Annotated in this window: 17 protein-coding genes; 8 read left to right on the forward strand and 9 right to left on the reverse strand. The window is 61.3% G+C overall.

The annotated features are described in order from the left end of the window. The first annotated feature begins 159 nt into the window (after nt 1-159). The gene (locus tag KYK83_RS06775; RefSeq protein ID WP_222827660.1) at nt 160-3,108 is read left to right on the forward strand and encodes a TonB-dependent receptor domain-containing protein; all 2,949 of its coding nucleotides are present in this window, start codon (nt 160-162) and stop codon (nt 3,106-3,108) included. 28 nt (nt 3,109-3,136) lie between these two features. Here KYK83_RS06775 and KYK83_RS06780 read toward each other — a convergent pair whose 3' ends face one another. After that, the gene (locus KYK83_RS06780; protein WP_222827661.1) at nt 3,137-4,321 is read right to left on the reverse strand and encodes a BaiN/RdsA family NAD(P)/FAD-dependent oxidoreductase; all 1,185 of its coding nucleotides are present in this window, start codon (nt 4,319-4,321) and stop codon (nt 3,137-3,139) included. A 1-nt stretch (nt 4,322) separates the two neighbouring features. Then, nucleotides 4,323-5,645 (reverse strand): APC family permease, encoded by a 1,323-nt coding sequence (locus KYK83_RS06785; RefSeq protein ID WP_248284301.1) that lies wholly within the window; start codon nt 5,643-5,645, stop codon nt 4,323-4,325. Nucleotides 5,646-5,673: 28 nt separating this feature from the next. Between KYK83_RS06785 and uvrC the strand changes: the two genes are divergently transcribed. Both uvrC and KYK83_RS06795 read left to right on the forward strand, forming a co-directional pair. Continuing rightward, nucleotides 5,674-7,632: an excinuclease ABC subunit UvrC gene (uvrC, locus tag KYK83_RS06790; protein ID WP_222827662.1), complete on the forward strand. Its 1,959-nt coding sequence runs from the start codon at nt 5,674-5,676 to the stop codon at nt 7,630-7,632. Between the two features lie 167 nt (nt 7,633-7,799). Continuing rightward, nucleotides 7,800-8,336 (forward strand): hypothetical protein, encoded by a 537-nt coding sequence (locus tag KYK83_RS06795; protein ID WP_222827663.1) that lies wholly within the window; start codon nt 7,800-7,802, stop codon nt 8,334-8,336. A gap of 30 nt (nt 8,337-8,366) precedes the next feature. Here the strand turns inward: KYK83_RS06795 and KYK83_RS06800 are convergent, their stop codons facing one another. Together KYK83_RS06800 and KYK83_RS06805 are read right to left on the reverse strand one after the other, a co-directional pair. Continuing rightward, nucleotides 8,367-10,055: a M28 family metallopeptidase gene (locus KYK83_RS06800; protein WP_222827664.1), complete on the reverse strand. Its 1,689-nt coding sequence runs from the start codon at nt 10,053-10,055 to the stop codon at nt 8,367-8,369. 70 nt (nt 10,056-10,125) lie between these two features. After that, nucleotides 10,126-12,042, reverse strand: a complete 1,917-nt coding sequence (locus KYK83_RS06805) for a DEAD/DEAH box helicase (protein WP_222827665.1) — start codon at nt 12,040-12,042, stop codon at nt 10,126-10,128. A 267-nt stretch (nt 12,043-12,309) separates the two neighbouring features. Between KYK83_RS06805 and KYK83_RS06810 the strand changes: the two genes are divergently transcribed. The 5 genes from KYK83_RS06810 to KYK83_RS06830 all read left to right on the forward strand — a co-directional run bounded on the left by KYK83_RS06810 (nt 12,310) and on the right by KYK83_RS06830 (nt 19,973). Further along, nucleotides 12,310-15,198, forward strand: a complete 2,889-nt coding sequence (locus KYK83_RS06810; protein ID WP_222827666.1) for a TonB-dependent receptor — start codon at nt 12,310-12,312, stop codon at nt 15,196-15,198. Next, complete coding sequence (locus KYK83_RS06815; RefSeq protein ID WP_222827667.1) at nt 15,198-16,211, forward strand: phytase; 1,014 nt, start codon at nt 15,198-15,200, stop codon at nt 16,209-16,211. The genes KYK83_RS06810 and KYK83_RS06815 overlap by 1 nt, the downstream gene beginning before the upstream one ends. A gap of 94 nt (nt 16,212-16,305) precedes the next feature. Further along, a complete protein-coding gene (locus tag KYK83_RS06820; protein WP_346729427.1) occupies nt 16,306-16,857 on the forward strand; it encodes a sigma-70 family RNA polymerase sigma factor in 552 nt (183 codons plus the stop codon). Further along, entirely contained in the window at nt 16,850-17,608 is a 759-nt protein-coding gene (locus tag KYK83_RS06825; protein ID WP_222827669.1) for an anti-sigma factor, read from the forward strand. The genes KYK83_RS06820 and KYK83_RS06825 overlap by 8 nt, the downstream gene beginning before the upstream one ends. A gap of 241 nt (nt 17,609-17,849) precedes the next feature. Continuing rightward, a complete protein-coding gene (locus KYK83_RS06830) occupies nt 17,850-19,973 on the forward strand; it encodes a hypothetical protein (RefSeq protein ID WP_103024871.1) in 2,124 nt (707 codons plus the stop codon). A gap of 88 nt (nt 19,974-20,061) precedes the next feature. On the opposite strand, the gene KYK83_RS06835 is transcribed toward KYK83_RS06830, so the two are convergent. From KYK83_RS06835 to thiL, 5 genes are all read right to left on the reverse strand, one after another. Continuing rightward, complete coding sequence (locus KYK83_RS06835; RefSeq protein WP_222827670.1) at nt 20,062-20,991, reverse strand: acyl-CoA thioesterase; 930 nt, start codon at nt 20,989-20,991, stop codon at nt 20,062-20,064. 56 nt (nt 20,992-21,047) lie between these two features. Continuing rightward, nucleotides 21,048-21,926: a cupin domain-containing protein gene (locus KYK83_RS06840; protein WP_222827671.1), complete on the reverse strand. Its 879-nt coding sequence runs from the start codon at nt 21,924-21,926 to the stop codon at nt 21,048-21,050. After that, on the reverse strand, nt 21,923-23,098 hold the full coding sequence (locus KYK83_RS06845) for a GNAT family N-acetyltransferase (RefSeq protein WP_222827672.1): 1,176 nt from the start codon (nt 23,096-23,098) through the stop codon (nt 21,923-21,925). The genes KYK83_RS06840 and KYK83_RS06845 overlap by 4 nt, the downstream gene beginning before the upstream one ends. 125 nt (nt 23,099-23,223) lie before the next feature. Further along, entirely contained in the window at nt 23,224-25,389 is a 2,166-nt protein-coding gene (locus KYK83_RS06850) for a sodium-translocating pyrophosphatase (RefSeq protein ID WP_222827673.1), read from the reverse strand. Between the two features lie 147 nt (nt 25,390-25,536). After that, on the reverse strand, nt 25,537-26,370 hold the full coding sequence (gene thiL / locus KYK83_RS06855) for a thiamine-phosphate kinase (protein ID WP_222827742.1): 834 nt from the start codon (nt 26,368-26,370) through the stop codon (nt 25,537-25,539). Nucleotides 26,371-26,391: the final 21 nt, after the last annotated feature.

The raw sequence follows: 26,391 nt of genomic DNA on the forward strand, positions 1-26,391 counted from the left end.
ATAGCGGCAGTAGGGACAAAAGGGAAGACTCGGTCGTTAAGCGCGGCGCAAGGCTGGCGCGACATTTTGTTACCCGACATTTCTTGCCTGCCGGCTCCGCCTCGTCCAGCCATGCTGCCGGGGACGGAAGAGAATTGAGACAGGATCACAACGCTTTCCATGCACTATCTCCCCCGTATTTCCGCACTTGCGCTGACCATTGCGCTCGCCACGCCGGCCCTCGCGCAGGATGCCGATCCCGCTCCTGCGACAAGCCAGGACGGATCGCAGGACGAACCGCTTCCCGAAGATGCCATCATCGTAACCGGCGAACGTGTGCGTGGGCAGGTGCAGACCGATGTCCCGCCGGTGGTCGAACTCGATGAAGCGGACATTGCAGCCTACGGTGCGGATTCGCTGGCTGACCTGATCGAGCAACTGGGACCCCAGACGGGATCGGCCAGCGGCCGCGGCAGCGGGCGTCCGGTCTTCCTGGTCAACGGACGGCGCGTTTCGAGCTTCCGCGAGTTCCGCCGCTATCCGCCCGAAGCGATCGTCAAGGTAGAGGTATTCCCGGAAGAGGTTGCCCTGCAATATGGCTATCCCGCCGATCAGCGCGTGGTCAATTTCATCCTGAAGGACAATTTTGCCAGCCGCGAGGTGGAGCTGGAATACGGGCAGCCAACGGCCGGGGGCCGGTCGAGCGGCGAGGCGGAATATTCGCAGCTCACTATCAATGGCGGCGACCGTTTGTTGCTGGGGGCGGAATTCAACACGTCATCCATGCTGACGGAAGCCGAACGCGGGATCATCCAGACCGAAAACAGCGTGCCAACCGTGGCGTCCGATCCGGATCCTGCCGCCTTTCGCAGCCTTGCCTCCGACAGCGAAGGGTTCGAGCTCGAGACAACCTGGAACACCAGTTTCGGCGAAGGCGCGCGGGCGCCGACTTTCTCGATCAACGGCAATCTGGAGCGCAGCGTCACCCGATCGCTGTCCGGGCTGGACACGGTGCTGCTGACCGATCCCGACGGTAACACCGAACTGCGCGCGATCGATGCCGATCCGATCACGCGCCGGACATCTTCGACCACCGCTTCATTGGGCAGTTCGTTGAACGCGCCAGTGGGCGACTGGAACCTTGCCCTGACGCTGGATGCGGCGCGCGGCTGGAGCACGTCGGAAATCGACCGCCGACGCGATACGAGCGGCCTGGTGGCAGCGGCCGCTGCGGGCGAGATCGACATTACGGGTGATCTGGGGGCCGTTCCCAGCGCTGGCTTCGATGAGGCGCGCAGCAAGACCTATACGATCGATACACTCGCGACGCTCACGGGGCAGCCGATCCTACTGCCGAGCGGCGAGGTCAATGTGACCGCCAAGGTCGGGTACAAGCTCAATGGAATCGACAGCACAGACACGCGCACGAACGGGCTGGAAACATCGCTCAACCGCCGCCGCGCGCTTGCCGGGGTCAATCTGGGTATACCGCTTGCCAGCGCGCGCGAGGATTTCCTCGGCGCGTTGGGCGAACTCAGTCTGGATCTGGGGGGCGGCATCGACGACCTTTCCGATTTCGGAACGCTGACCAACTGGAATGCCGGATTGAACTGGCGGCCGTCTGAAAGCCTGTCGCTGCAGGCGAGCTACACCGTGCGCGAGGCCGCACCGAGCCTGACCCAGCTTGGATCGCCGCAGATCGTCGACGTCAACGTCCCGGTGTTCGACTTTGTCACGGGCGACACGGTGCTGGCCAACGTCGTCACGGGTGGCAATCCGGATCTGCTTGCGGAGACACAGCGCGACATCAAACTGTCCGCATCCTACGACTTCGATCTGTTCGACAGGTCCAATTTCCGCGTCGAATATTTCCGCAACCGTTCGGACGACGTGACCGAAAGCTTCCCCGTCCTGACACCCGCCATCGAGGCGGCATTCCCTGATCGCGTGACACGCGTCGATGGGCAGTTGGTGGAACTGGACCGGCGGCCGGTGACGTTTGCCGAACGTAATTCTTCGCGCATCCGCTACGGTTTCAACTTCTTCGGCAAAGTCGGCAAGCCCGCCCCCGAGAGCGAAGGCGGCGGCGGAAGGCGCGGAGGCTTCATGGCGCGCATGGGCGCTGCCGGAGGACAGGGATCGGCACCGGGACAGGGTGGAGCAGGACAGGGCCGTGGCGGGTTCAACAGCGAGCGGTTCGCCGAAATTCGCGCGCAATTCTGCAAGGAAGGCGCAGAGCCCGATATTTCTCAATTGCCGGAACAGATGCAGCAGCGACTGCGCGGCGAAGACGGACAGATCGATCCGGCCCGTGTCGCACAGATGCGCGAACGCTTCTGCAGCGCGGATGGTGCGCCCGATCCGCAGCGAATGGCCGCGATGCGCCAAGCTCTTTGCACAGGTTGGAACGCGGCCGATCCGTCCGCATCCACCCCGGTTGATCTTGCCGCACTGCCCGAACGCATTCGTGAGCGCCTGACGGGCCCCGATGGCCAGATCGACGAAGCCCGGCTGAACGAGTTGCGCAGCCGGGTCTGCGCTTCGCCGCAAGCCGGAGAAGACGGAGCCGACACGCGTACTACCGGTTCGTCCGGAGCTGGTGAGGCGCGAGGAGGCGGCCGCCGTGGTGGTGGCGGAGGACGCGGCGGTCGGGGCGGCGGCGACGGTCAAGGACGCTGGAACCTGTCGCTCTATCACACGATCGAGCTCGAAAATTCGGCGCTGATCGCGCCTGGCATTCCGGAACTCGACCTGCTGAACGGGGACGCCCTGAGCGGATCGGGCATCAGCCGCCATAACTTTACCATGGAAGGCGGGCTGTTCCACAAGGGCATGGGTCTGCGCCTGTCGGGCAATTATGCCAGTGGCACCGATGTGGACACGCTGACGTTCCATGACCTTGCCACTTTCGACCTGCGCCTGTTCATGAATCTCGAGGAGCAGAAGTGGCTCACCGGTGAGACACCGGGCTTTTTCAAGGGAGCGCGCCTCTCGCTTCGGGTCGACAACATCTTCGACGCCCGGCAGCGTGTGACGGATGAGAACGGAATAGTCCCACTGGGCTATCAGCCTGACCTCGTAGATCCGTTGGGACGTGTGGTCTCGCTCGAGCTGCGGAAAGTCTTCTGATTGCTGGCGGGTTGGCGCGGGCGAGCGTTTACAGCGCGTCGCCCGCCGCGACGCCGCTAGCCCAGGCCCATTGGAAATTATAACCGCCAAGCCAGCCGGTCACATCCACTGCCTCACCAATGGCGAACAGGCCGGGAAGGCGCTTCGCTTCCATTGTGCGGGACGACAGTTCGGCAGTGGAGATTCCGCCGACGGTGACCTCGGCCTTGGCAAAGCCTTCGGTCCCGTTCGGATGGAACGCCCAGCGTTTCAACCGCTCACCTGCGCTGCGTAAAGCCTTGTCGGGCACATTGCCGAGGTCGCCTTCGATCCCGATCTTGTCGGCCAGGATATCGGCCAGCCGTGCCGGGAGAGCTTCACGCAAGAGAGTCTTCAAGCCGACGCGCGGGCTGGTGCGCTTTGCATCCATCAGCCACTCAGCTGTCTGGTCGGGCAGGAAATCCACCAGCAGCGGATCGCCTGGTCGCCAGTACGAACTGGCCTGAAGGATCGCCGGACCAGACAAGCCGCGATGGGTGAATAACGCTGCTTCTGCAAAGGAGGCTTTGTTGGCAGTGGCCACAACGGGCGCGGACACGCCGGAAATGTCGCGAAACAGGACCTCTTCACCGCCGAGTGTCAACGGAACGAGCGCAGGGCGGGGCTCCTCCAGCTTCAGGCCGAACTGGCGCGCCAATTCGTAGGCATAACTGGTGGCGCCCATTTTCGGGATGGATGGTCCGCCGGTCGCCATGACAAGAGCGGGCGCGGTTGATGTTTCAGCCGAAGTGGTGACCTTAAATAGGCCGTCGTGTTCGACCGACGCAATTTCCTCGCCGCAGCGGATTTCTACTTCGCCGCCACTCTCACGCGCACGTGCGCATTCCTCCAGTAGCATGGCAACGATCTGCTTTGCCGATCCATCGCAGAACAATTGGCCGAGCGTCTTTTCATGCCACGCGATGCCGTAGCTTTCTACAAGCGAGAGAAAGTCGCGCGAGGTGTAACGCGCCAGCGCCGATTTCGCGAAATGAGGATTGGCACTGAGGTAATTGGTTGGTCCGGCGCCGATATTGGTGAAGTTGCATCGACCGCCGCCCGATATCAGGATTTTCTTACCCGGTTTTTCAGCCCGTTCGAGCACCAAGACGCGCTTGCCCCGTTGGCCGGCACGCGCCGCGCACATCAATCCGGCGGCCCCCGCGCCGAGAATTATCGCGTCGAAACTGGCCATGTCAGCGCGGGGCGAGCGGTTCAGTCGGTCGTTCCTGCCGCGCGACAAAATAGAGCAGCGTTCCCGCCACGACCAAACCGCCGAAAACCTGCCAACTCTGTGCATCGGCATGGGTGCCGACCCAAAGTGTGCTCAACACCGTGAGGATCGACACAAAGCCATGCACCGGATCGATCCTTCCTTCGCGATGTTCGATCACCGGCAGAGCGAAGGCTGCGATGAGGTAGGTGAGGAGGCGGGTCAGCGTGCCCGCCAAAGCCAGCACCAGGAAACCTTCCCACAGCCCGAAGGCGATGCTCGCGGCGCCATAGAACAGGATCGAGTTGACCGGAGTATCAAGCCTTGGCGACACGGCCATAAACCAGCGTGGCAGCATGCCCCGCTCGGCCATGCCGAATGTCATCCTCGGAAGGCTGATGCCGCCTGCGAAATTATTCGCTCCGATGCTGAAGGCCGCGGCAATCACTATGGCGATCGAGCCTGCCGGACCCATTGCCGCATCGGCTGCCAATGCCAACGGGTTTTCGGAATCCGCAGCCACGCCGGGATCGATGGCGATATAGGCCCAGATCACCAGCATGTATAGCAGCGTGACCGCCCCCAGCATCGCGACCAGCGCCAGCGGTACGTCGCGCTTGGGGTTCTTCATTTCGCCTGCGGGCAGCACGACATATTCGAAGCCGATGAAGGCGTAATATGTAAGCAGAACCACGCTTTCGGCATCGGTGAATTCAGGCAGAACCAGCCCCGCACGCGGATCTCCGGCGAATAGCCCGGCAACGATCAAGGCCAACAGTGGCAGAAGCTTCACGGCCGTGAGGGCGCTCAGCGTGGCAACCGAACTTCTCAGGCTGAAGAGGTTCACGATGGTAATGAAGCCAATGAAGCCTGCGACCAGCAGCGGGCGCAGTACCGGTCCGTCAAGCACGGGAAAGAGCGTGGCGAGATAGGAAACCATGACATGCGTGTTTGCCGCCACGGTAACGATGGCGCTGGCATAACGCGCCCAGCCCGCCTGAAAACCGACGAACCGCCCGAACGCCGCTTCGCCATAGAGGATGGGACCACCCGAATGTTCGAACCGCGCCGACAGCCAGGCAAAGGTCAGCGTGAGCGGAAGGAACAGCAGGCCCCCCAGCAGTATCATCCAGGGCGCGAAGTCGCCCACGGCCAAGAACAGTGTGGCGGGCAGGGCGAAGATCCCCGCGCCGATCATGCCGTTCACCGGCAATAGTGAAGCGCCGAACAGCCCCATGGTCCGCGGCGGTGCGAGTGGTTTCCCGTCCATCGCGCGGTGGATGGCCGCAAACGCTGCTTTGCACAAGCACTCGCCTCGCACTATCTGCACCGCCATGTCGCGTACGAAAGCCGGTTCCCCACACGATCCGAGAGGCAAGGAGCGTTTTCACGAGGAAAGCGCGACCAAGGTCGTGGCCAGCGCGCAGCCCGATCTCGAAGCGGGTATCGCGGCGATCCGCGATACGGTGAAAACACTGAAGCCCCGGCCCGGCGTCTACCGCATGCTCGATACGCGAGGTGATGTGCTCTATGTCGGGAAAGCGCGCAGCCTGAAGGCACGCGTGGCGAACTACACGCAGGTAAAGGGGCTGTCCAATCGCATCCAGCGCATGATCAGCCAGTGCCGCGCGATGGAGATCGTCACCACCAATTCCGAAGCAGAAGCGCTGCTGCTCGAAGCCCAGTTGATCAAGCGTTATCGTCCGCCGTTCAATGTGCTGCTGCGCGACGACAAGAGCTTCCCCTTCATCCTGCTGCGCGCCGATCATGCCTATCCGCGGATCATGAAGCATCGCGGTGCGCGCAAGGCCAAGGGCAATTATTACGGCCCCTTCGCCAGCGCCGGTTCCGTCAACAAGACGCTGAACGCGCTGCAGAAGCTGTTCCTGCTCCGCAGCTGCACCGACAGCTTTTTCAACAATCGCGACCGGCCTTGCCTGCTCTACCAGATCAAGCGCTGTTCGGCCCCCTGTGTCGGCCGCATCGACGAAGCGGGCTATGCCAGCCTTGTGCGAGAAGCGAAGGATTTCCTGGGCGGCAAATCGGGCGCTGTTCAGACACAGATCGAAAAACAGATGGCGAGGGCGGCCGAAGATCTGGATTTCGAAACCGCGGCCATCCTGCGCGACCGTTTGCGTGCAGCAACCTTCATCCAAGGTAGCCAGGCCATCAATGCGCAGGGCGTAGGCGACGCGGATGTCTTCGCACTCGCAGCCAAGGGCGGGCAAGTAGGCGTGCAGGCTTTCTTCATTCGCGGCGGGCAGAACTGGGGGCACCGCACGTTCTATCCGCGCAATATCGGCGATCTCGACATGGACGAGGTGTTGTCCGATGTGCTGCTGCAATTTTACGAGGAAGTGCCTCCTCCGCGTACGATACTGGTCGATCGCGAACTTGCCGAACAGGAACTCGTTGCAGAAGCGCTGGCTGAAAAGTCGGGACATGCGGTGGCAATCTCGATCCCGCAGCGTGGCACGCGCCGGAAGTTGATGAGACAGGCACAGCGCAATGCTGTGGAGGCATTGGACCGGCGGCTGGCCGAAAGCGGTACGAAGGCGAAGGTTCTGCGCGAACTGGCCGAATTCCTTGAACTGGATGACGTCCCGCAGCGTATCGAGGTTTACGACAACAGCCATATCCAGGGCACGAAGGCGGTTGGCGCGATGGTCGTGGCAAGTGCGGAAGGGTTCGAGAAGGGGCAGTACCGCAAGTTCAATATCAAGAGCGCGCAGACCAATGACGACTTCGGCATGATGCGCGAAGTGATGAGCCGCCGCTTCCGCAACCTCGCTGAAAATCCGGATGGCGAGGAGGGGAAGGCGAATAGCCACGAAACCGTATGGCCCGATCTCGTTCTGATCGACGGAGGCAAGGGCCAGATGTCATCGGTGCGCGACACTCTGGCGGAGATGGGGATCGAGAATGTGCCCCTGATCGCTATTGCCAAGGGCCCGCATCACGGGCGGGAGGGGCGCGAGGTGTTCCACTTCCCGGATGGGCGGGAAAAGACGCTGCCGGTGAATTCACCGCTACTGTTTTATCTGCAGACCCTGCGCGATGAGGTCCACCGTTACGCCATCGGTGCCCACCGCGCAAAGCGCAGCCGCGCGATCACCGCATCACCGCTGGACGAGATCCCCGGCATCGGCCCCTCGCGCAAGCGCGCGCTTTTGCTACACTTCGGTACGGCGGGAAAAGTAAGAGCGGCCGCGCTAGACGATCTCAAACGCGCGCCCGGCATCAGCGAAGGCGTGGCGCAGCAGATCTACGACTTCTATCACGCCGGCGGGTGAGGCTCAGAACCATTGAAGGCTAACTCCCCGTCCTGGCTAATGGATTTAGTCTTTCAAATCTCAGCGTCGCTGCCGAGCCTCGAAGTCTCATCGGCACAGCGCTGAGTTGGTCGCTTCCTTCGTCCGATACCCCACTGCGACGCCTTGTTGCGCTAGATGCCGCCCTGATGGACTTGCTGGCTGTTGAAGCCCTGTCTGCGCGCTTCGAGGCGCAGTATCCTGACACGGATAAAAGCAATCTGAGAGTGAGCATTGATGATGGCACAAACGGATACCGATTGGTTTTGATTGTTCTCGTGCAACCTGAGAGGGATTGGGCAGCGTTGGTATCCAATCTCTCCGAACTGGCCTGTTCTCTCCACAGTCGTGGATTCTCACCGCACGAGTGGCGCGCCGCAAAGGCATCAACCCTCGCATCGCTTCACGACCGGGCGAGGGCGGTTGGATCAGTTACGAACGTGGCTCTGGCCGGCCAGCTTGCAAACGCCCATTCGCGGGGAATTTGGGTTTTCAGCCCGTCAGAGCTTCTCTTCCATGCAACCAAGATTTTTCCCGACCTTGACGAGTCCCGGGGAAATGTGTGGCTGCGAGATCGGATTATCTCTGGTGTGCAGCATTTGCGTGTCGAGACACCCGCGCTGTCCGCTTACGAAAATCCTACTGAGATTGTTCTCAAAGAATTTGGGTCGCAGAGTTGCGAGTAATCTTATTGCATTTCAATTTGAGAAACACACTTACTCTCGAGGCTTAGGGGCGCCCCTCGCGCCTTCGCTTTCCTCGCGCACTTGCTTGAACTCGGAGCCGTCCTTCCATTCAGGCCAGTGCTCGCTGTTTGCCAGCTCGGCGCCCATATCGCGGAACAGGGCGATGTCCTGCACAGCCCCTGCAAGGTTCCAGTCTTCGCTCCAAGCGTCGCAGGCGGCGTGGTAGCAATCGCCGGTATAGGCATCGACCCACGCCTGACCGGCGTCTGTACCGCCTTCGACCAGATCGGAAGCGCCCGCGATGCCCATCATCAGCATTACCGGCACGCCGCGCTTGGCAAGGCTGAAATGGTCGGCTCGATAGAACAAACCACGTTCGGGCAGGCTTTCCTCGCTTACCGTACGCCCCTGGGCTTGCGCAAAGCGGGCAAGATCGTCTTCCAGCGTACTTTGCCCTTTACCGACCAGGATCACATCCTTCGACCGGCCCGCGGTTTGCAATATGTCCAGGTCGAAATTGGCGACGGTCTTGTCCAGCGGATATATTGGATTGGCGGCATAGTATTCGGATCCGAGCAAACCGCGCTCTTCCGCAGTCCAGAAGGCGAAGATCACGCTGCGTTCGGGCGCGGGGCCACTCTTGAATGCGCGGGCGATTTCAAACAGCCCAGCAACGCCCAACGCATCGTCATTCGCGCCTGCGCGGTAGATGCGGCCCTGTTCGTCCGGTTCACCTTCACCATAGGCGTCCCAGTGAGCGCCGTAGATTATGCTCTCGTCCGGCTTCGATGTGCCGGAGATCTTCGCCAGTACATTCTGGCTCTGAACTACATCGCTCTTTACGGGGAACGATGCGGAAAACGTCGTATCAAGATCGACAGGTTTGAAATCCCTGCGCCGCGCAGCGATGCTCAGTTCGGCCAGATCCTGCCCGGCAGAAGAGAACAGCGTTTCGGCAGTTTCTCCTGAGATCCACCCCTGCAGCGCGAGGCTGGTGATATCATCCTCGGGGCGGACGACATCGTAATTCTCGCCCCCAGGACTCTCCACGACATTCCAGCCATAACCAGCACCCGGTGTTTCGTGGACGATCAATGCACCGATCGCCCCCTGCCGCGCAGCCTCTTCGAATTTGTAGGTCCAGCGGCCGTAATAGGTCATCGTGCGGCCCCCGAATGTGCCCGCGACTTCTTCACCATCCTGGGCATGGAAATCCGGATCGTTCACCAGGAACACGGCGACCTTTCCCTTGAGGTCCACACCCTTGAAATCGTCCCAACCTCGTTCTGGCGCATCGACACCGTAACCGACAAAAACCAGCGGGGCGTTGTCGATAGCGGCCGTATCGGACGGCTGCAGGGTCGACACGTAAATATCTTTCGGGAAGTTCAGACTTTTGGTGGTGCCGCCATGTTCGAACGACAGGGTCTTCGGGGTGCCCAGTCGAGTATGAAGCAATGGCACCTTCTGGGTCCACGTACCGTCTTCGCCGCCCGGTTCCAGTCCCAGTCCCTGCAAACGCCCGATGAGGTAACCGATAGTCCGTTCTTCGCCGACCGTTCCGGGCGCTCGTCCCTCAAACTGGTCGGAAGCCATGGTGCGCACGGTTTCTTCCAGCCGGTCCGGATCGATGCCCGCCGGTTCCCGTTCCGGCTGCTGCGCGATCGCAGAAGTGGTGAAGAACAGGGCAGTCGTTATGGCGAGGCTGCGTAGGATCATTGAGCACTCCGGCTAGGGCAAAGCATTACTCTAGCCGGTGTGTTCATAGGTGCAAGCTCAGCGGCCCACTTCAGGGCTTGGGTGGTTTACCCTTCCCCTTGAAGGGCTTGCCCTTCTTGAAGGGTTTGCCGCCGCCAGGCTTGCTATCGCCCGGTTTGCCCCTGAAGCCGCCGCCGGATTTGCCCTCGCCAGACTTGCCCCGGAAACCGCCACCGGATTTGCTTTCGCTGGTCTTGCCGCGGAAACCGCTGCCCTCTGGTTTCCCATTGCCGGACTTCCCTCTGAAGCCAGCGCCGCCGCCGGGCTTCCTGTTCAGCGGGCGGGCGTGGACTTTGCCACCGCTACCATGCTTGCGGTTCTCGCGCGCTTCGACACGCGGGCCTTCCGGTGCTTCGACGATGGCAATGGCGTCCTGTTCGTCTTCGGGGCTTGCTGTGCGCTGCACGGCATCCGCGAACTTGGCAGCAATGGGACGGGGCACCTGAAACCAGGTTTCATGCTGGCCAATGCGGATCGCACCGATTTCATTCCGCGTGATGTGCCCGCGGCGACAGATCAGCGGTAGGATCCAGCGTGGCTCGGCATTCTGGCGTCGTCCGATGTCCATGCGGAACCACACGACATCTTCGAAGCCGGGACGGTGACGTTCGGCCTTGGCCTTTTCACGCGCTTCGGGCGTGTTGGCGAGCAGTTCTTCCGGCTCGGGCATTTCCGCCCTGTGCGCCTGCACCAGTGCAGCGGCGATATCTTCCGGGGCCATGCGGGTCATGATGTCGGCAGCGAGTTCGCGATCATACTCTTCGATTTCGCGCGGTGCCGTGAGGTTCTCGATCAGACGGGTACGGTCTTTTTTCCGGATGGCTTCCGGAGTCGGCGCATCGATCCATTCGGCTTCGATCTGCGCGCCGCGCAGCATGCCTTCCACCCGGCGGCGGCGGTTGTGGGGAACCACAATGGCGGCGATACCCTTTTTGCCCGCACGGCCTGTGCGACCGGAACGGTGCTGCAACGTTTCCGCGTCGCGCGGTATCTCGACATGAATGACGAGGCTCAAGGTCGGAAGATCGATACCCCGAGCTGCAACGTCGGTCGCCACACACACGCGTGCGCGGCGGTCTCGCAGTGCCTGAAGGGCCTGATTGCGTTCGCTCTGCGAATGCTCACCAGAAAGCGCGACCACGCCGAAGCCACGGTTCTGCAAGGTCGCGTGAAGGCGGCGGACGCTTTCGCGAGTGGCGCAAAAGCAAATTGCCGTCTCAGCCTCGTGAAAACGCAGCAGGTTGACGACCGCGTTTTCGATTTCCGACGGCCCGACAGCAACGCCCTGATAGGCGATATCGCCATGTCCACGCGTTTCGCCGACCAGCGAAAGTCTCAAGGCGTTGCGCTGATAGCGTTCGGCCAGCCGTTCGATCGGGCGGGGCATAGTGGCGGAGAAGAGAAGCGTGCGGCGTGTCTCGGGTGTCGCGTCGAGGATTTCCTCGAGATCTTCGCGAAAACCCATGTCCAGCATTTCGTCCGCTTCGTCGAGTACCACGCCGATAAGGCCCGACAGGTCCAATGCGCCGCGCTCGATATGGTCGCGCAGGCGCCCCGGGGTGCCGACGACGATGGCCGGTCCGCCACGCAGGTTGCGCCGTTCCTTGCTCGCATCCATCCCGCCGACGCAGGTTGCGATGCGCAGGCTTGCACCTGCAAAAAGCCACCCAAGTTCACGGCTGACCTGTAGCGCCAGTTCGCGCGTTGGAGCGACAACGAGCACGAGTGGGGTCTCGCTCAATGGCGAGCCGCCGAGGTCGCTCAGCAACTGGTCGGCAAGTGCCAAACCGAAGGCAACCGTCTTCCCGCTGCCGGTCTGAGCGGAAACGATCAGGTCGCGACCATGCGATTCGGCTTCGGTCACGGCCTTCTGAACGGGGGTGAGCGCCTCGTAGCCACGAGCGGTTAAAGCCTCGCCGATCACCGGCGGGAGGTGGGAAAACGACATTGAATTCTTTCTTTTGGGCGCGGGGCTCGGCAGGGGGTGCCGGCTCGTCGCGGAGCGGGCACGGCCCGCAATCGCGTGCGCCCTACACGCAAATTGCGCGTTTGGCCCGCATTATTTGCACTGACGGTCGGGCGAGCGCTCTAAAGGCCCGGCATTGTGACAAATGAAAGGCAAAAATAGCGCATTTGTCGTCAAACCGCCTCCGTGCGGCAATCAACCGGTCAAACACCGAAGCTAGGCGGCCCTCAACTTACTCGGAGGGCAACCATGAAAATCAGACATTCCCTATTCGCCGGCGCTGCAATCGCCGCCATGTCACTTCCCGTTCTTGCTCATGCTGGCGAGGTTGCCGGGACGGTTTCGGATACCAGCAACACCATTGCGCTGCGCAGTGCGCAGGTCCGCATTGTCGAACTGGACCGCGTGACAGCCACATCGCGAGACGGCTCCTTCCTGTTTGCCGATGTTCCGGCTGGCGATTACACGCTGGAAATTACGTATGTCGGTGCGGAAACCGCCACCCGGTCGATCAGCGTCCCCGCTACCGGCACAGTGCGCGAGGATGTTGCGCTTGCAGGTTTCGGGGACGATGAGATCCTCGTTGTTGGTCAGGCTGCCAACTTGTCCAGCGCGCTTTCGCGCAAGAAGGAAGCCGACGGCATTTCCGATGTGTTGACGCGCGATGCGATCGGCCAGTTTCCCGACCAGAACGTCGCTGAAAGCTTGCGCCGCCTGCCCGGCGTGAACGTGCTGAACGATCAGGGGGAGGGGCGCTTCGTATCGGTGCGCGGCCTCGACCCGGAGCTCGTATCGACCTCGCTCAACGGGGTCCGTTTGCCTTCACCCGAAAGCGATGTGCGCTCGGTCGCGCTCGACGTTATCTCCAGCGACATCATCGAATCGATCGAAGTTAAGAAATCGCTCACTCCCGACATGGATGCCGACACAATCGGTGCTTCTGTCGAAATCCAGACAACCAGCGCTTTCGATCGCAAGAAGGACTTGCTGATCGTCAAGCTCGAAGGGAGTTATAACGATTACGCCGACGCATTGACGCCGAAAGCAAGCCTCGATTTCGCCACGCTTCTTAGCGACAATTTCGGCGTATCCGGCGGCGTTTCGTATTATCGACGCAAGTTTGAGACCGACAATATCGAAGCCGACGACTGGATCGACGAGGGCGGCATCGTTCCTCTCGAACTGCAGTATCGCGACTATGACGTGGAACGCGAACGGATCAGCGGCACCTTGGGCTTCGATTTTCGCGCCAGCGATACCACCGACCTCTACGTCAAGGGAACGTGGAGCCAATTCGACGATCAGGAATATCGCCGCCGGCTGACGTTCGACATGGGCGATTTCGAAGATTACGGACCGACCAGCTTCGCCAATGGCATTGCGACGTTCAACGATGCGACCATTCAAGATCCGGAAAGCGACGATCCTGCCGACACGGTGCGCCAGCGGATCGGCGTAGAACGCGATATCAAGGACCGTTTCGAACGCCAGCGGATCTGGTCTGTCGTTGCAGGCGGAAAGACCGATACGGGAACCTGGTTCGCTGACTACTCTGCCAGCTATGCCCGCGCTTCCGAACGCGAGAATGGCAGCGTCGACCCGGCAGAATTCCGCCAGCGTTTCTCGGACGACGGCCTCGAAATCGGCTTCGATCTGACGGATCCGCGCGTTCCGCTCTACACCGTCAATTCCGATCCGGGCAGCTTCTACGATCCGGCAGCTTACGAACTGACCGATATCGAATACACCGCGCTTTCGGACGCGAGTGACGAGGAATGGGCGGGACGCGTTGACTTCGGGCGCCGGTTCATCACGGACGGGGGTGAATTCACGGTTCAGGCCGGTGCCAAGGGCCGCTGGCGGGACAAGCGTTACAATGCCAACATCGAATTTTACGAGAACGACAGTTTCACGCTGGACCAGGCCCTGGGCTCTGCCACCTATCGCCTGATTTCCCTCGAGCCGATGGCGAGCAACACCGGTGCCAGCGACTTCTTCCGCGCAAATCGTGACGATTTCGAATTCGTCGCACTCGATAGCGCCTTCGATTCAGCGGTGTCTGACTATTCGGTCGGCGAGGACATCATGGCCGGTTATCTTCTGGGCAGATGGGACAGCTCGACACTGCGTGTCATCGGCGGTCTGCGTTATGAACACACCAGCAACGACATTCGCGGCAACCTCGTCACGCTCGTCGAGGAAGGGGGCACTTTGCCTGATGGGGGTGAAGCCGCCGACGACACCGTGCTCGTCGAACCCACCACGATCGACAAGAACTATGGCAACTGGCTGCCCAGCCTGAATGTCCGCTTCGAGCCGACCCGCAACGTGGTTCTGCGCTTGGCCGGATACCGCAGTCTCGTGCGTCCCAAACTGTCGCGCCTTGCGCCTCGTTTCGCTGTCGAACAGAATGATGATGACGAGCGCGAAGGCGAGTTCGGCAACCCCGACCTTCTGCCGTACAAGGCGTGGAATTTCGATGCCTCGGCCGAATATTACATGAGCAGCACGGGTGCGATCACGGCCGGCATCTTCTACAAATCCATCAAGGATTACATCGTGGATGCCAATTTCGAAGGTGACGATCCGCCGTTCAACGGTGTCTACCGCGGGATTGAATTCGACGAAGCGGTCATTCCTCTGAATGGCGATACGGCCGAGGTGTTCGGCGTGGAAATCGGCGTTTCGCAGGCGTTCACCTTCCTGCCCGAACCGTTCGACGGGTTCGTCGTCAGCGGAAACTACACCTATACCGATGCAACGGGCACGGTGTTCACCGATGGCGACATTGCCGATCCTCGCAAGATCACGCTCCCCGCAACATCCAAGCATACTGCCAACCTATCGCTCGGTTACGATAAAGGACCGGTCGATATCCGCCTGTCGGGCACCTACCGCGACAAGTATCTCGACGAACTGGCTGGGACGGCCGAATACGATCGCTTTGTCGACGACCATTTCCAGCTCGACCTGTCGGCCAAATTTCGGGTCACCGATGGTATTCAGATCTTCTATGAATGGGTGAACATCAACAACGCGAAATGTTTTGCTTACAACACGCTCGGCAACCAGCGTAACCTGTTTCAGTACGAGGAATACAACTGGACCATGAAGGGCGGCGTGAGGGTGACTTTCTGATGCGCAGCACACTTCCCATCCTCGCCAGCGTCAGCCTTGCCGCATGTGCGACTACCCCAATGCCCGGCGATCCGGCCGTCCCGGTCTATGCCGTTGCAGAAACCGTGCCGGTAGCGACGGCGAATGAAGACGCTGCCGATGATCCTGCGATCTGGCGCAACGCCGCATCGCCGAGCGACAGTCTGATCGTCGCGACCGACAAGAAGGGCGGGCTCTACGTCTATGGCCTCGACGGCGAGGTGAAGAGCTTCAGCGAACACCCTGCGCTGAACAATGTCGATCTCGTCGACATGGGCGATATGGGCGTGATCGTCTTTGCCAGTGACCGAAGCGATCCCGCAAATGCCGGCATCATGCTTTATCGGCTCGATACGGCGAATGGCGCGCTGACGAAGCTAGGTCGGGTCGCCACCGGTTCGGGCGAGGCTTATGGCATCTGCGGTACACGTCGCGGCAACACCCTTGTCGTCTACACTGCCCCCAAAAGCGGGCGGATCGGGGAATGGGAAATCGCGCTCGACGCGGCGCCTGCCGCACGCGAACTGCGCACCATGCAGGTGCGCACCCAACCCGAAGGCTGCGTTGTCGATCATCGCAACGGTACGCTCTACATCGGTGAGGAGGACGTCGGCATCTGGCGCTTCCGGTCCGATGCAACGACGGGCGAGCTGGTTGCCGAGGTGGACGGGCGCAAGCTTGTCGCCGATGTCGAAGGATTGGCGCTGGTTCCCGACGGCACCGATGGCGGCTGGCTCTATGCGTCCAGCCAGGGCGACAACACCTACATGCGTTATGCTTTGCCCGACATGACACCTGCAGGCCGGTTTCGCATCGCAAAAGGTGCTTTCGGCAGTGCCGAGGAGACCGACGGGATCGAAGCGATGGCAGGCGACTTCGGACCGGCATTTCCCGGCGGGCTGTTCATCGCCCAAGATGGCATGAACGAAGGGAAGGCGCAGAATTTCAAACTGGTCCCACTGGCTGCGATCGAGAAGGCGCTCGCGACCGAGTAAATACCTCGCGGACATGGTTTTCGCTGACAGAACCTTACCTTGACATCGATGCTCCGGTGGCGGACACATCGGTGTCAGGGGGTAGATGAGACGAATGTCGGCTGCGCGCGAGGAATTGAAGGGGGCGATGGCCGGCATTGCTGGCGGCGATCGTAGGGCGCTTAAAACCGTCTACCGCCTGACGTCGGCCAAGCTTTTCGGCACGATCGCGAGGATCGTTCCAGACCGCGAACGAGCCGAGGATGTCCTTCAGGATGTCTATGTCAAAGTCTGGCGCCGTGCCGCGCGTTTCGACAGCCGCAAGGGGAGCCCGATTACCTGGCTATGCACGATCGCACGGAATACCGCGCTCGACGAACTGCGCCGTGACGGTCGGATCGTCGAACGGGCGGAAGCGACGCTGCCCGAAGTCGAAGACACCGATGTTCTTCCCGCCGACGAATGGTTGTGTGCGATGGAAGAGAGCGAGGCTTTGGCGCGCTGTTTGAAAAGGCTGTCGGGTGATCAGCGCCGTTCCATCAGGCTCGCGTTCTTCGATGGCTATTCATATTCCGAGCTTGCTCTCAAAATCGACGTTCCGCTCGGCACATTGAAAAGCTGGATCAGGCGCGGCCTTGCCGGTTTGAAGGGTTGCCTCGGTGGCTGATGACGAAGTAATTCAGTCGGACGACCCGTTCCTGACCGCGGGCGAACTTGCTCTGGGTGTACTCGAGGGCAGTGATCTGGCGGCCGCTCGTCGGTTGCAGCTTTCCGACGTGACCTTCGCGGGGGCGGTCGAATGGTGGGAGGCCCGGCTCGGCGCGATGAGTGAAGGAGCGCAGAGCGCTCTGCCCTCCGATGCTGTATGGCAGGGTATTGTTGCACGGATCGACGCAATTGATGCCCAGCGAGACATGCCGGCCGTAGCAGCGATGGCCCCTGTTAAGGGGCGGGGCCCTGCGGGATGGAGCATTGCGGCTGCGCTCGTTGGCGTGAGCGCAGCCGCAGCGGCCTTGGTTCTCTTTTTGTCCACCCCAGCGACATCACCGATTGCACCGCCGGAAATTGCCGCAGTTGCGGGTGATCAACTTGTCGCCCAACTGACAGATGCGGAAGCTAGTCGCAGTCTTGCGAGCCGCATCGATCCCGAAAGTGGGCAGCTAAGGCTCGCAATCGCCGGTCTGGAAGCGGAACCGGGCAAGACCCCCGAACTATGGGTCATTCCTGCAGGCGGTGCCCCGATTTCTTTGGGCGCAATTCCCCAGCAGGGCAATTTCGCTCGTGACCTGTCGGTCGAGGAAAGCTCGTTGTTGGCGGCGGGAGCAACGCTGGCCGTCACTTTCGAAGACGACACGGGCGAACGGCATGAAACGCCTACCATGCCGATCCTGCTGGCAGGTCCTCTGGCGGAAGTCTGAGCCAAATCTCAAAATAATTCTCTGATACTATTCAGGGCGTTGAGATGCATATTCTTATTTTTCTGCGCGCGAGCGCATCCGATCGGGCTGCACGCAAGTAGCTGTTGGCGTCATCTCGATCGGGATGGCAGCCGAGACCCGTAGGTCTTCGTGCAGAACAAGGTGGAATAACCGCCAGCTGTGGGAGAGGATGGCCCGCGTCGATCGGCTTTCTGGTCCGTTAATGGAAAGAGAAAGCATCATGATCAAGACTTTCGAAAATCGCATCGCAGCCGCGCTTCTGGCCGGTACTGCAAGCCTGGCATTTGCCACGCCTGCGCTGGCAGATGGAACCCCGGAATGTAATGCCGCCAATACAAATTCTACCGAGTGCGGCGTAGATTCGGTTGCGACAGGTAACGGCGGCGTCGCCGTCGGAACAGGTGCCGTAGCCGATGGTACCGATGCTGTGGCGATCGGCAGCGACGATGCCGGAGCAGCCCCCGCTACGGCGACCGGTCCGTCAACCACCGCGGTCGGCGGAGAGTCGGTCGCTACCGGCCCTGGCGCGAGCGCTTATGGCTGGCAATCGATGGCGACCGGTGAACGCGCGACGGCGCTTGGCCATCTTGCGACGGCGCAAGGGGTTCGCTCTGTCGCTGTGGGCGAGAATGCCGATGCCCAGACAGACAATGCGACAGCGATCGGCAATGAATCGATCGCGAATGGCATCGATGCACTGGCTGTTGGTGACACGGCGATGGCAATGGGCAATTCGACCAGTGCAATTGGCGGCGAAAGCGTCGCAACCGGGCCGGGTGCGTCGGCCTTCGGCTGGCAAGCACTCGCAACCGCTGAACGCGCAACTGCTGTCGGGCATCTGGCAACCGCGCAGGGTGTTCGCTCTGTCGCGATCGGTGAGAACGCCGATGCCCAGACTGACAATGCAACGGCGATTGGCAATGAATCGATCGCCAACGGTATCGATGCACTGGCTGTTGGCGATACGGCAATGGCCATGGGCAATTCGACCAGTGCGGTCGGCGGTGAAAGCGTCGCGACCGGACCGGGCGCGTCTGCCTTCGGCTGGCAAGCGCAAGCCAATGCAGAGCGCTCTACCGCCTTGGGCCATCTGGCAACGTCGGATGGCTTCGCGTCGGTCGCAGTAGGTGAAGCTGCCGCTGCGCAGGGTCGTGGCGGCATAGCTATCGGCGGCAACACCGACGGTGGCGCATTCGGTGCCCTCGCAACCGATGACGCTGGCATCGCACTCGGCGGCGACGCCGAAGCTCGCGGCGTAGGCGCTATTTCCATCGGCAGCGATGGCGACGGTGATGGCGATGGCTCGGTAGCTGACGGTGTGGATGCACTTGCTCTTGGTGCAGACGCGACCGCTATGGGCAATTCGACCTCGGCTATCGGCGGTGAAAGCGTTGCCACTGGGCCGGGCGCGTCCGCTTTTGGTTGGCAGTCCTCTGCCGGTGCAGAGCGAGCCACTGCGCTCGGTCACCTCGCTACCGCGCAGGGCGTTCGCTCTGTCGCGATAGGCGAGAACGCCGATGCACAGACTGACTTCAGCACCGCGATCGGCAATGAAGCGATCGCCAATGGAGTGGATGCTCTGGCAATTGGCGATACGGCGATGGCGATGGGCAATTCGACCACCGCAGTCGGCGGCGAAAGCGTTGCGACAGGTCCGGGCGCGACAGCTTATGGCTGGCAGTCATCGGCTGGAGCGGAACGTGCCACGGCGCTCGGCCACCTATCAAATGCATCGGGTGTTCGCTCGGTCGCAGTAGGTGAAGCTGCCGCTGCGGCTGGCGATGGATCGATTGCTGTCGGTAATCTGGCCAGTGCGACGGGCGCGAATTCGGTTGCCATCGGTAATGGCGCCAGCGCGACCAATGATGGACAGGTCGTGGTCGCCTCGCTCGACACAAGCACAGGATCGCAAGTCGGACCCATTGCCGTGGTAACTGCCGATGCCAACGGAACGCTGGGCGTCAGTTCGTCAGCAGGGCTGAGTAATCTTGCCAGCTTCACCGACGTGCAGGCAAACAGCGTGGCGATCGCCGGCAACTCCGCCGCTATCATGGATCTCCAAGGCCAAACCGGTCTCCTGTTCGACCTTGCTGCCGAAAACAGCGTGCAGGCCCGCCGTGCAAACGAAGGCGTGGCAATGGCGCTGGCCATGGAATCGCCAATCATCATGCCGGGTAAGCGCTTCGGCGTAGCGGGCGGCTTCGGCTATTATAACGACCGTGTCGCAGGTTCGGCTTCGGTTGGCCTCCGCGTAAGCGACAGCACCGTGTTTACCGGTGGCCTTGGGGTCGGCTTCGACTCCGGTGAGGTGGGCGCACGCGCCGGGTTCCAGGCTTCCTGGTAATCCATCTGCCAGCTTCCTGAAGGACCAGGAAGGAAGGGCGGGGTGCCATGCATCCCGCCCTTTTTGCGTCTGCACTCGTCGGGTCGGGCTATTCGCCCGTCTTTACCCGTTTCCGCATCATCCCTTCCTGCGCGACACTGGCGACCAGTTCCCCCGCGCGGTTGAAGATGCGTCCGCGGTTGAAACCCCTCCCGCCACCGCTCCATGGGGCATCGGTGGCGTAGAGCAGCCATTCGTCGGCGCGGGCGGGGCGATGGAACCAGATCGCATGATCCAGGCTGGCACCGACGAGTTCGCCTCGCATCCAGCTAAGCCCGTGGGGCAACGCGCTGGTCCCCAACAAGGTATAGTCACTCGCGTAGGCGATAATCGCACGATGCAGTGCAGGGTTCTCGAGGATCGAAGGCAGATCGGAAACAGTACGGAACCAGGTATGCGCTCGGGGCGCGCGCGATTCGCTGTTCATCCAGTGCAACTGATCGACCGTGCGCATGTCGATAGGACGAGGGCGCAGGACGAGCGCGCGTTGCTGTTCGCCCATTCGGTCTCCGGCACGCTCGACCATGTCGCGGCGCATCTCCTGATCGCTCTTGAGTTCTTCGGGCGCTGTCACGTCCGGCATGGCAACATCGTCATGCGACAGGCCGTCCTCCGGTCGCTGGAAACTCGCGGTGAGGTTCAGAATGGCCCGCTGCTCGCCAGTATCATCTGCCTGACTGGCAACGACGCGTCGATTGGCAAAACTGCGTCCATCGAAGTCGCGCGCGGTACGATAGGCGATATCCACGCCCTCCTTCCCGCCACGAAGAAAGTAGGCGTGCAGCGAATGTGCTTCCAGCCCATCGGGTGCGGTCGCTTGCGCGGCTTGCAGGGCCTGGGCAATGACCTGACCGCCAAATACGCGCCCGACCCCGCCAGCTTGCTGCGGGGCGGTAAAGGCGTCTTCGCCGTCGCGGGACACAGTCAGCAGACTGACGAGCTCTGCGACCAATTGTTCAGGGGACTGTTTTTCGCTCACGCCAATGGCTTTGCGGAGGGTTTACGTATCCGTCAAGCGCCCGACTTGTCGGCAAGTCACTTGCCGGAGCGGAAGGTCCTTCGCCAAACCCGGTAGGCCAGTGACTTTGCACGATTGCTGGCTGGCCAGCGCCCCGGCGCACGCGGATCGATGCCCCATTTCCGCACGATGCCGTTAAAGCAGCGGGAATTGGATTCGGCGTAACTCCATTCGCTGCGCCAGGTGATGGAAAGCGAGATGGAACTGGCCGATCCATTGCGTACGAAATGCGGTGCCATGACAGGGACGTAGACGGCCTCTCCCGGATCGATCGCGAAGGCGGTGCCGCCGGGCAGCAAATCGTTGCTCCAGGGCAGTTCGCGCGGTCCGCCGAGGTGATAGCTTTCATGGACCTCATTGGGAGCATAGGTGGGGTTGCCCGCCGGGAACTGGGTCATGACCTTGTTGCCCTTGAGCTGCAGCAAGATGTTGTGTTCCGGATCGAAATGGTAGGGCGTGACAGCGTTCGGGCTGGATATGAAGATGAAGCCCTGCGGTGTCAGCATGGTACCGGTCGTCGCCTCGATCATGGGACGAAGCTCTTCCAGAAGCCCCATAAGCAGAGCGTTATATTCAGGGATTTGCTCGATATTCTTGAGCACGGCCCAGCTGTTGCTGGTGGCGATATGGCGAATGGTTTCGCCGATGGTGAGGCCATTCGAACCTGGCTTTCCATCCACGCCTACCGGCAGATCTCCGCGGTTGTACTCGACGGAACGCTGCGGCAAGGCTTCCGCCAGACCGGCCAGCGCGTCGAGCGCGAGGCGGTCGTCATCCTTCAAGTTATGGCGCAGGACGTGCGGTCTTTCGGGGTAATCACGTCCGAATCGAGCGTATGATTCACCCGAAAACACCCGTGTTCGGCGGGCGGTAAGCGTCTGATCGTGTGCGGTCATCGGTTGTTCTCCGACCTGCGGGCTTCGATTGATGTCAGAATGTCGCCGACCCACCGGCGGATCGCGCCGCCGACCGGAATGGACAGGGAAACGATGTCGCGGCGATCGTCCCAGATCTGTTCGATCATGGGATGTCCGGCAGCCGCGCAGCTATCGGTCATCTCGATTTCTTCACGCTCCAGCAGGGCGAGGTTTTCTACTTGCAACAGCATTCCGGGCGACAGTTTGTAAAGATCCTCGTCGAAAGCCGTCTTGAAGCTGTGGGCGAGGGGGGGCGTGACGAAATTGCAGAGCATCGCCACCGGCTTGCCGTCGATCTGAAATGCCAGCCGCTCCAGCCTTTGCTCCCGGGCCGCGCCGTGAAGGCTTTCACGGAAAAGACAAGCGGTTTGCCGCGCACTGACGAGCGAGGAACTTTCCTGTCCTTTCCAGCCTGCATCTTCGAGCTGAAGAAACTGGTCGATCCATTCGTCCAGACCGTCCTCCCCCGTCGCTCTGGTAAAAATCGTCTGACCGGTTTCCTCCAGCCGCCGCCGCTTGCGGGACAATTCCTTGCGACGCTTCTTTCCGAGGATGGAGGCCAGATGAGCTTCGGGAGACAGACCATGACGAAGGCAGGCCCGGCTAACGCGATGGACAGCCCGGTTGGCCCTTCGTTTCGCCTTGCAGACGCGGTTCAGGGTATCGACGGCAATCCCGTCGGTGGGGAGACACGCGATATGAAGGAACAGGCTCGATCGCCAATTGCGGTCGCTCCAGTCGAGTACGGCCGACCAGAACGTTTTTGCATGATCCCCCGCAATCAACGGTTCCCCGCAAAAGCTATTCGGGTGCATCCAGTTGCCGATGTGGGGCAATGGATGGCCGTGATAGTCGCGGGCCCGGTAAAGTGGCATGAGGCCCGCCAGTTCGCCGTCCACGACCAGTGTCGCCAGATGAACGGTGCCGCGAGGATCGAACTGCTCGAGCGAGGGCAGGACGAACCAGTGTTCGCCAAACGGATTGGGCGTGGCTGCGGACGCGGCAAGACGGCGCCACGATTGCACGAACTCCGGCGAAATGCAGTCTTTCCAAGGGCGTACGGAAAGCCTGTCGGGACCAATGGGGCGTGACCCGACGCTCGCGGGTTCACCACGCCAGCCGTCTTCGATCAGGTCTTCGATCCGCGTCAATTGAAGGCGTCCCCTTGTCGGGCGATAGCATATATCGAAGCGCCTTAAACTTGCTTAATGCGCCAAACGCAAAGGGCGGCGGTACCTGCAGATACCGCCGCCCCGGATTTGGACAGATTACAAGATCAGCCAGTCGCGAGCGCCGCCAGCAGCAGCAGGGCGACGATATTGGTGATCTTGATCATCGGGTTTACCGCCGGGCCTGCCGTATCCTTGTAGGGATCGCCCACGGTGTCGCCGGTCACTGCAGCCTTGTGCGCTTCGCTGCCCTTGCCGCCGTGATGGCCGTCTTCAATGTATTTTTTCGCATTGTCCCATGCGCCGCCACCGGCGGTCATGGACAATGCGACGAAGATACCACCCACGATCACCCCGAGCAGCAGTGCGCCGAGCGCAGCGAAGCCGTTTTCCTGGCCCGCGATCAGCGTGATCACGTAATAGACCACGATCGGGGCCAGTACCGGCAGCATCGAAGGCACGATCATTTCCTTGATCGCCGCCTTGGTGACGAGATCGACCGTGCGGGCATAGTTCGGCTTGCTGGTGCCGGCCATGATGCCCGGATCGCCGGCGAACTGTTCACGCACGTCCTTAACCACATCGCCTGCGGCGCGGCCCACCGCAGTCATGCCCATCGCACCGAACAGGTAGGGGAGCAGCGCGCCCAGCAGCAGGCCGACGATGACGTATGGGTTCTCAAGACTGAAATCGACGTCCGCATTCGGGAAGAATTCGGCAAGATCGGTGGTGTAGGCGGCGAACAGGACCAACGCGGCGAGGCCGGCAGATCCGATAGCATAGCCCTTGGTCACCGCCTTGGTGGTGTTGCCCACAGCGTCGAGCAAGTCGGTCTTTTCCCGCACACTGTCGTCGAGGCCAGCCATTTCCGCGATGCCTCCGGCATTGTCGGTGACAGGGCCATAGGCGTCCAGCGCCACGACCATGCCCGCCAGGGCCAGCATGGCGGTGGCAGCATAGGCAATGCCCATGAGCCCTGCGAGCTGGAACGTGGCGATGATGCCCGCAACGATCAGGATCGTCGGTAATGCGGTCGATTCAAGGCTGATGGCCAGACCCTGGATTACATTGGTGCCGTGGCCGGTTTCCGATGCCTTGGCGATCGATTTTACCGGGCGATAGTTCGTGCCGGTGTAATATTCGGTGATCCAGATGATCAGGCCGGTAATCGCAAGACCGATGAGCGAGCAGTAGAACAGCGACCAGCCGGTGAAACCGCCGATCTGTTCGGAAAGCCCCTCTTCGGCGAGATTGGTACCATCGGCTGCAGCAACGATTTCCGTCACCGTGCTGCCGCCAATGACGGTATCCATGCCGCCAAGGGCAACATTGATTACGATCCAGATCAGCGGGATCGAGAGCAGTGCTGTCACGAGGAAGCCTTTGTACATCGCCCCCATCACATTCGTGCTGCCCTTGCCGAGCTTTACGAAATAGGTTCCGATGATGCTGGTCACGATGCAGGCACCGCCGATCAGCAGCGGCAGCGCCATCATGGGCATCAGCAAATCGCCCAGTCCCTTAAGCAGCAGTGCGGTGAGAACCATGGTCGCACCGACGGTGACGACATAGGTTTCGAACAGGTCGGCCGCCATCCCGGCGCAGTCACCGACATTGTCGCCCACATTGTCGGCGATCACGGCAGGGTTGCGCGGATCGTCTTCCGGAATGCCGGCTTCTACCTTGCCGACCAGATCGGCGCCAACGTCGGCAGCCTTGGTGAAGATACCGCCGCCCAGACGCGCAAAGATGGAAATGAGCGAGGCGCCGAATGCCAGGCCGACCAGGCCGTCGATCACCTCACGGCTGTTGGGTGCGTGACCACTGGGGCCAACGAGGTACCAGAAGAACACCGCGATCGCGAGAAGGGCGAGGCCCGCCACCAGCATGCCGGTGATGGCACCGGCGCGAAACGCGATGGTGAGACCCTGCTGCAATCCGCTTTGCGCAGCGGCAGCCGTGCGGACGTTCGAGCGCACCGAGATATTCATCCCGATGAAGCCTGCAACGCCCGAAAGGATCGCGCCGATCACGAAGCCGGTTGCCGGGATAATGCCGAGGAAGATGAAGACGAGCACCGCCACGACCACACCAACGATGGCAATGGTGGTATACTGGCGCTTGAGATAGGCCTGCGCACCTTCCTGAATGGCCGCGGCGATTTCCTGCATCTTTTCGTTGCCGGCGCCGGAACTGAGCACCTGGCGGCTGGTGACGAAGCCGTACACGACGGCAAGCAGCCCCAGCACAATTGCTATGAAAACAAGGTCCACTGAAATTTCCCCTCCCGATTGATTTTATATGCGGTCTGCGCGGGAAACGCAGAACCATCTGGGCTAGGGGTATAAGGGGCCTATGTTGCGTGACAAGGCCGAAATGCGCAGCAATCTTCGCCTGCTAGCCATCATGCGCGCAAGCGATCAATGCCGGTAACCGAGGCCGTCTTCGGGTGTCAGCATGTCACCATCGAGGAGGAGCCCCGGCGGGCCCGAAAGGACGGTGCCGATGCGGGTGGCCGATACGGGCGATGCGTTACCGTCCGACATGGTGAAGAGCAGCTGATAATCGTCGCCCCAGCGCATGCATTCGTCGCGTCGTTCGGGATCGGCTGCAGGAATGCTGCCGGCCTCGATTTCGAAGCATGTCCTGCTCGCCTGCGCCATACGCCAGCTATCGAGGAGGAGCCCGTCCGACACGTCCATCATCGCACTCACGAGGGGGGCGAGCGACTGGCCTTCCGCCAGTAGCGGCTGCGGCCGGCGATAGGCGAGATCGTTCGTACTGCCGGAACCACGCTCCTCCATACCCAGCATTGCACGCCCCAGAACGCCCGTGACGTAAATGGCATCACCCGCCTGCGCGCCGCGCCGGTCCGGCACAGTTATGCTGCTGGCCTTTCCGATTGCCGTACAGCCCCAGACCCGCCGTCCATCGGCCCTAACCGTATCGCCTCCCAGAAGCGGTACGTCGTAAGCTTCCAGAATTTCTCCAAGGCCCTGTGCAAACCGATCGTCATCGTCGCCCAGCATATGGGACACGAGCACGCCGACCGGTTGCGCACCTTTCGCTGCAAGGTCGGAAAGGTTCACCGCAATGAGTTTCCACGCGATGTCGGCCGGGTCTTCATCCTCGCGCACATGGACGCCCTGAACCAGCGTATCATGCGTCAGGACAAGGCGTTCGCCGCCTATTTCGATGACTGCGGCGTCATCTTCCAGCCCACGGGCTGCCGAATTATCTGCCAGCGCCTTCAGCGCAGAGATGAACCCGGCTTC

The sequence above is a fragment of the Qipengyuania pacifica genome (assembly GCF_019857205.1).
GTDB classification, from domain to species: domain Bacteria; phylum Pseudomonadota; class Alphaproteobacteria; order Sphingomonadales; family Sphingomonadaceae; genus Qipengyuania; species Qipengyuania pacifica.